8 protein-coding genes are annotated in these 6964 nt (G+C 33.2%); 1 reads left to right on the top strand and 7 read right to left on the bottom strand.

Annotated features, from left to right (window positions below):
- Positions 1-10 precede the first annotated feature (10 nt).
- The gene (locus B5D55_RS08225) at positions 11-700 is read left to right on the top strand and encodes an integrase core domain-containing protein (RefSeq protein WP_078933525.1); all 690 of its coding nucleotides are present in this window, start codon (positions 11-13) and stop codon (positions 698-700) included.
- 9 nt (positions 701-709) lie between these two features.
- On the opposite strand, the gene B5D55_RS08220 is transcribed toward B5D55_RS08225, so the two are convergent.
- The 7 genes from B5D55_RS08220 to B5D55_RS08190 form a co-directional block, all read right to left on the bottom strand.
- Positions 710-1027, bottom strand: coding sequence for a hypothetical protein (locus B5D55_RS08220; protein ID WP_078933524.1), 318 nt, complete (start codon positions 1025-1027; stop codon positions 710-712).
- Complete coding sequence (locus tag B5D55_RS08215) at positions 1020-1880, bottom strand: adenylate/guanylate cyclase domain-containing protein (RefSeq protein WP_200805309.1); 861 nt, start codon at positions 1878-1880, stop codon at positions 1020-1022. The genes B5D55_RS08220 and B5D55_RS08215 overlap by 8 nt, the downstream gene beginning before the upstream one ends.
- A 214-nt stretch (positions 1881-2094) precedes the next feature.
- A complete protein-coding gene (locus B5D55_RS08210; protein WP_078933523.1) occupies positions 2095-3141 on the bottom strand; it encodes a glycosyltransferase in 1047 nt (348 codons plus the stop codon).
- Positions 3138-3869 carry a glycosyltransferase gene (locus tag B5D55_RS08205; RefSeq protein WP_078933522.1) on the bottom strand — a complete coding sequence of 244 codons (732 nt, stop codon included), beginning with the start codon at positions 3867-3869 and terminating at the stop codon, positions 3138-3140. The genes B5D55_RS08210 and B5D55_RS08205 overlap by 4 nt, the downstream gene beginning before the upstream one ends.
- Entirely contained in the window at positions 3866-4627 is a 762-nt protein-coding gene (locus B5D55_RS08200; protein ID WP_078933521.1) for a glycosyltransferase family 32 protein, read from the bottom strand. The genes B5D55_RS08205 and B5D55_RS08200 overlap by 4 nt, the downstream gene beginning before the upstream one ends.
- The gene (locus B5D55_RS08195) at positions 4624-5820 is read right to left on the bottom strand and encodes an EpsG family protein (RefSeq protein ID WP_078933520.1); all 1197 of its coding nucleotides are present in this window, start codon (positions 5818-5820) and stop codon (positions 4624-4626) included. The genes B5D55_RS08200 and B5D55_RS08195 overlap by 4 nt, the downstream gene beginning before the upstream one ends.
- On the bottom strand, positions 5821-6963 hold the full coding sequence (locus B5D55_RS08190) for a glycosyltransferase (RefSeq protein WP_078933519.1): 1143 nt from the start codon (positions 6961-6963) through the stop codon (positions 5821-5823).
- Between the last annotated feature and the right edge of the window lies 1 nt (position 6964).

The raw sequence follows: 6964 nt of genomic DNA, 5'->3' as shown, positions 1-6964 counted from the left end.
TGCATGGCAGATGATAGACGAGAACGTGGCTTTTGTTCGGCCTGCAAGCGTCTACAACATCATGAAGGAGTACGACCTGGTTCATAAATGGGCTAAAACTGAAGAAGAAGCAAAGAAAAAAGGATTTGACCAGCCTCTGGCTCCGAATGAACAGTGGCACACCGACATTTCATACATCAAGGTTCTTGGTGTTTTTTATTATTTCATCAGCATAATGGACGGTTACAGTAGAAAGATTCTGGACTGGGAATTATGCGAAACTATGGAGGGAATAAACATAGAGCTTCTGGTTGCAAGAGTAAAGGAAAAATACCCGGAAGCCCACGCAAGAATCATCCACGACAATGGAAAGCAGTTTATATCGAAGGATTTCAAGGATTTGATTTCAGTGCTGGAACTTTACGAAACTTCGGCAAGAATATGTCATCCTCAGTCCAACGGAAAACTTGAAAGATTTCATTCAACGCTGAAAACCGAACATGTCCGTCAGACTGCGTATTTCAGTTATGAATATGCAAAACAAAAAATGGCACAGTGGATAGATTTCTACAACAACGAACGCCTGCACGGCGCGCTTCTTTATCTGACTCCGGAAGATTATTTTGCAGGAAGAAAAGAAGAAAGACTTGCAGACAGGAGAAATAAGCTTCATAATGCAGATATAAAAAGAAGAGCTTATTGGTTAGCTCAACAGGCTTAAACCACCTTATTAGCTTTTATAAAAAAGTCCAAGTTCACTTTGGGCAGAACATACAACTTTGATAATTGACTTATAAACCAAAATTACAGAAGAAACTGTGAAAATCAAGCCAGTTATAAAAAGTAGAATATTCCATACTGTTAAATCTTTTAAGGATAATTCATAATTAGTTGCATATGTAATGAAAATACCTACTGTGATTGTATCGATTAATAATAAGTTACCAATTTTCTGATCGGCAAATTGAATTAACGATTGAACATTATCAAAGCTCGATCTTAAATATTCGATTTTAATTGAATTATCTACAACTTCTTTTTTACTCATTGTCCAGCATACCTTTGTTAATCCAATCATTAAAAGCACTGATAATCAAATCACAATCATAATAATAGTCTAAATCATCATTATATTTTCTAGATGACATTAATCCTTTATTATGGTCATTTAGATTTTTGTAAGTCAATTCAGAAATTATAATTGGTAAGTTGTGATTCTTGTTTCCTTTCCCAGACATATTAGCTGCTTTCGTAACTGCATCACCAATCCATACCTTATTATTTACGCCGGATCCTTTTCTTCCTGCTTTTACAACCAATTCCTGTGCTGAAGAAACTCCGATTCCAACCATTATTTGAGGTATATCTTCCTTTATGAGAAGTTTATTTAACATTTTTATCATTGTATTAACATAACATGCCATATCAAAAACCTCATTTATTTGAGATTTTTTAGGTGTTGTAAAGATTCCATATACACAATCACCACGAATACCAATTTCACGGAGATTATCACCTTGATTAATAATTTCAATAATTTCAGATGTAAAACTTCTTATTAAGCGGGATACATCTTTTTTGTTTTCATTTGTAAATAATTCTGTTGATTTTCTTATATCAACAAAAATCGCAGTAACCCAAGAGTAATATGCATTAGAAAATGTTAATTTTTCATCACATGGAAGCTCATTTAAGTTTTCAACATCCAATTCAGAATTTAGAATATTTAAAATTCTTTTTTTTCCACTTTTATAATCATATTTCATAATAATATTAGAATAATCATAAAAGCAAAAATTTTCAATTATTTTATCTGCAGTTTTGAAATTTTTGCCCTGTCTGCTCTTCAACAGATCCAGTGCCTGTGTTAAACTTAGTTGTTGTCCATTGTCATTTTTCATAGCTCATTTTAGACTAGTTTTTGTTCTTACACATTTTGGAGCATTTCTATAAATTATGACAAAAGCTTTTTTATTTGGCTGAAATTGGCGATTTTCGATTTTCGAAATGGTTGATTTCACCTGGCGCTAACAATCTTTAATTCTTTTTTTATAACCTATAGATATGCTAGATTTCTCACAGAATATTGAGTTCCCAGAAAAACAGAACCGCCGATTATTGTGATTTTGATTCTTTATTAAAACTCAATTCACATGCATCAATTGTTTTATACAGTTGAATTTGTTCAAGAGGAACTTCTACAATGACTTTTGATTTACTGTCGAGTTGCACGGCTTTAATCATTTGAATTCCATTTTCTTCAAACTGAATCAACGCTTCGTAAATGTGTCCATCTTTTGAGAAGACTTGGTTTTTCAGTGATATTATTTTCATAAGATTTTCCTTAAAAAGTTTCTGTCTTTTTTGAGAAAGATATAGTTTTTTATTTAAATTGCGTGGAAAAAAGCGACTTATAAGTCTTACAAAAGGAATTATTTGTAGAACAGAAATTCCATTTAATTTATGAAGATTTTTTGAATAAATCGAAAATTCGTTCAAAGCTTTTTTTGCAGAACGACGATTGAAAGTTCCATTTGTAATTCTAAAATGTAAAACAGGTTCTTGAAGAGTTTTTATTTTTATTCCAGATGCAAGTAGACGAAACCACAAATCAATATCTTCGTTGCACTTTGTAGTTTCAGAATATTTGATTTTTTTCAATATTTCAGTTTTCATCATCAAAGTTGGGTGAGCTATTGGTGTTCCACGATAAAGTGTTTTAGATTTTGCTAAAGTCCATTTTGGATACAACCTAACTTTTCTAAATTCAGTACCATTTTCTTCTATATAAAATTCTTCAATTCCTCCGCCTAAAACTTCAAGCATTGGATTCACTTCAAACTGGGCAATCTGTTTTTCAAATCGCTCTGGAAAGCAAATATCATCACTATCCATACGCGCCACAAGTTCAGTTTCCACAAACTGCAGTCCGTAATTTAGCGCATGGGCAAGTCCCTGATTTTTCTCATAACCAACAACTTTGAGCGGAAGTTTTTTTTGCCATTCAGAAATCACACTTTCAAGCTCAGGCGTCAGGATGCCGTCTTTTACAAGAACAATTGAGGACGGAAGCAAAGTATTTTCAGCGATGCTCTGCAAAGATTCAGAGAGATATTCTGGATTATCTTTTTTGTAAACGGATTGAAGAATTGTAAAGGTCATTTTACTGCTCCTGATTTTTTAAAAATTTCAAAAAAGATTTTGCACCGGAAATATATTTTGAAAAGAAAGGAATTTTTAGCCTTATATGAAACAGAGCCTTCATAAGATCTATGTAAAATTAATGGGTCAGAAATATATAAAACCTTGAAGAATTTCAATGCTATTGTTGAAACCCAATAGTCATGTCCAATAATATTTCTTGGAAATGGAATTGAAAAATCTAAAACTGATTTTTTAAAAGCCATGCAACATCCCCAAAAATTCATCTGTATTAGATTTTTCCACCATAATTTTGGAATTGGATTTGTCTTATACAGAATGAAACTTTTATTTATATCATCAGAAAACAGAGAAAGATTGTGCATAACTAAGTCAACATTTTTTATTTTTTCAATACAAATTTTCACTTTATTAGGCATCCATACATCATCCTGGTCACTTAAGAAAATGTAGTCGCCCCTCGCCTGTTTTAAAGCATTCTCAAAATTGCTGGTTGCATAATAAAAATTTCGGCTATGCTTTATCTTCGCATACTCAGGATTTTTCTGATGATGAAAAATCTTTATCCGCTCATCTTTATACAACGCGATGATTTCAAGCGTTCTGTCCGTGCTTCCGTCATCGCTGATTATAAGCTCGTCGTCTTGTGAAAGCTGAGGAAGAATCGAGTCAATCTGTTCCTTTATGAAACGCTCGCCGTTGTAGGTCGCCATGCACACGCTGATCATATCTCTTCTCCATTGAAAGTTTTTGAAATCGGCTTTACAAGCCTGAAAAGTCTGTCGTGAAGTTTTTTTCCGAGCAGATGAATCACAATGTTATGCACGACAAGCGTCCATTTTCGTTTTTCATTCGGTCTCCAGGCGCTCGCAAAACGGTGAACGCAGACAGTCTCAGGCTTTATTCTGATTTTTCCTGTGAAGTAGTTTTTTGGTGAAAAATAAGAATACGGATAAAGCTTAAGGCCGTCCAAATGCTGGATTTTTCCGTTGTCCTCAATTTTTCTTCCATATTTCTTTTCAAGAACAAGTTTCACAAGACGAGGAACAACATCCCTTTTCATCTCCCCGGCAGAAGTTAAGAATGACTTTCCGTTGTACCAGTCAAGACAGTTTTTTATCCATTCCGTTCCCTTTTCCGCGCCGACAACAGCCGCCTCCGGGATATTCAGATACTCAAATCCTGTAAAACTCCTGCAGCCCAAAAAGTCATCAAAAGACTTCAAGACCTCTACATCTGAGTCAAGATAGATTCCGCCGTAGTTGTAAAGCGACCAGAAACGTATGTAGTCTGCGGCAAAGGCATATTTTTTCGCCTCAAATGCCTGCTTTACCCAAAGAACAGAGTCAATGTCAAAATTTTCTTTAGTCCAGATTTTTATCTCATAGTCCGGCAGCTTTGAACAAATGGACTCGACACATTTTTTTATAAGCGGCGGATATTCGTCTCCGCTCAGCCAGCACAGGTGAATTATCTTGGGAATCAAAATGAAACCTCCACATTATATCCATTTTTTTTATATAACGATTTTCTTTCTGAATCTGACATTGCTCCTGTTAGAAAATTGTCATAGTATGAAGTTGAATGGCTTAACAAACTCAAATTTCTAAGGCTGCCATACAACATCAACAAAAGCAAAAATATATACTTCCAATTTTTTTTAAGTTTTCCAAACACTTTTGTATACAGAACCCAATAAGAGCAAATAAAAAGATTTGAAATCCGTCCAAGCAGAATTGAAAAATCCGATAAAAACAAATATGAGAACTGAAACAGCAGAAACAGATACCAAAATATTTTCATCCGCTCATCTTCTTTTATAATTTGACTTGAAAATTTAAATATGAGGATGAATGAAAATACTCTTTCCAAGAATCCAATTGTAATTCCATAAGAAGCCGAGAATTGCTTGGAATCAAGATATGCAACAACCATCCAGCCATATCTGCCAGGTAAACCCCTTGCAATACTTTTTAAAATAGGCTTGACAATAGGAATTTGAAGAATGTAAATGTAGATTCCAACAAGAAACAGAAACAATTCCAGTTTTTTATTTCTCTTCATCTGAAAGAAAAAATACAAAGGGAAATAAAAAATTGCAGAAGAGTGGAACATCAGCCCTAGCAAATTCAACAACATATATTTTATGATTTTTTTATTCTGGGCATATTTTATGGAAATCAAAAATAGCATTATAGCCTTTGCATTTCTCAATATTATTATTTCAAAAACAAATCCTTGAAAAATCCAGAACAAACACCAGCCAAGAAAATAATATTTTCCGCAATATTCCTTGAAGAAAAAATGAAGCACTATAAAATCAATTAGAAAACATATAAATTGATATGCTAGATAATTATCTGTAAGCGTTTTGCATATTATGCTGAAAATTCCATAGCCAGTTTCCCATGCATTCGTTCTAAAAAAATATCTGATTTTCTCTTCACCGTCAAAAAATGACGGAGTTTTTTCAAAATACGGAAGATAAAAATACCAGTCCGCTTCTACAAAACCTCTGCATCCGATGAAAAAAATAGAAACAATCACAACTGACGCAAGAGAAAAATTCCTTACTGACTTATAAAAAGCATTATTCTTTATAAAAACATTGCCGTCGATTGCAAAGAGAACAAGAAAAAATGTAAAAAGAATATATGGAAGCGCATATTCTACATGCATTTATTTATACTCTCCCAAGTTGTAATTCTGCTTTTCAAGAAAGTCATAGAATTTTCTGCATTGCGAATATCCGTTTTCTGCAAATGATTTCAATACATCTGCACTAAACATCAATGTTTCCAGTTTTTCTGAAATTTCAACTAGATTCCTTGAACAAATAAAACTGTTGTTATATTTTAAAAGCTCATCAGAAAAACCTTCATATCTTGTGACTAAAGGGACATTTTTATAGTTCATTGCCTCGGAAATAACAGTCGGAAATCCTTCAAAAAAAGAGACAAGCATAAAGATTTTACTCTTTTGGAATTCTTTTAGAACTTCGTCATGAGAAAGAACACCTAAGAATTCCACATTGAATATCTGTTCCGTATGGACATAATTTTCTAAAAACTCTTTTTGATTCCCATCGCCGATTATTTTTAATTTCCAGTTATTAGAATTCTTAAGTAATTTCCATGAGTCCAGCATCAAACGGACATCTTTTTCTGGACTTAAACGCCCGGCATAAAGAACTGTATTTTCTTTTTCTGAAAAATCAATTTCTTTTTTATCAAATATATAGGGATTGTACATGACAATAGAATCAAGGTTGTAACAGTCCTTCATTTCCTTCTGGCAACCTTTTGAAAGTGTTACAAAGCGGAAAATATATTTTTTAGATTTTCTGAAAAAAGTTCTGACTCCATGAGCATATCTAATTTTGTGGTAAATTGTTTTCAGAGCAAATTTCAATAAACCGTCATGATCTGTGTTATATCTTTTTAAGTGATACTTCGGACTTTCATGCAAGACATAGTAAATACGGCTGTAGTCAGAAATAATTTTACAAAGTTTTAAATCAGACAATAAGCAACATTTTTTTATGGCTGTTCCGGCTTGTAAAATTACAATATCAAATTGTCTGTTAGAAAAGAAATCGCGTATTTTAATATAGTCATCAGAAGATAATCTCTGAGAATTATTATCCAAATCAAGAAAATCAATTTTTAAACTGTCTGAATTCTCGAATGTATGTCTTTCATCCTTTATGCAGCTTACTATCTCCACCTCATGGAGCTCAGAAAGTTTCTTTGCAAGCCAAATGCTTACTACTTCAACACCTCCTAGAGAAGAAATATTCTGTACCAAAATCGCGATTTTCATG

Source organism: Treponema porcinum, assembly GCF_900167145.1.
GTDB classification, from domain to species: domain Bacteria; phylum Spirochaetota; class Spirochaetia; order Treponematales; family Treponemataceae; genus Treponema_D; species Treponema_D porcinum.
Note: the sequence above shows the minus strand (reverse complement) of the source record. Positions and strands in the feature narration are given on the sequence as shown.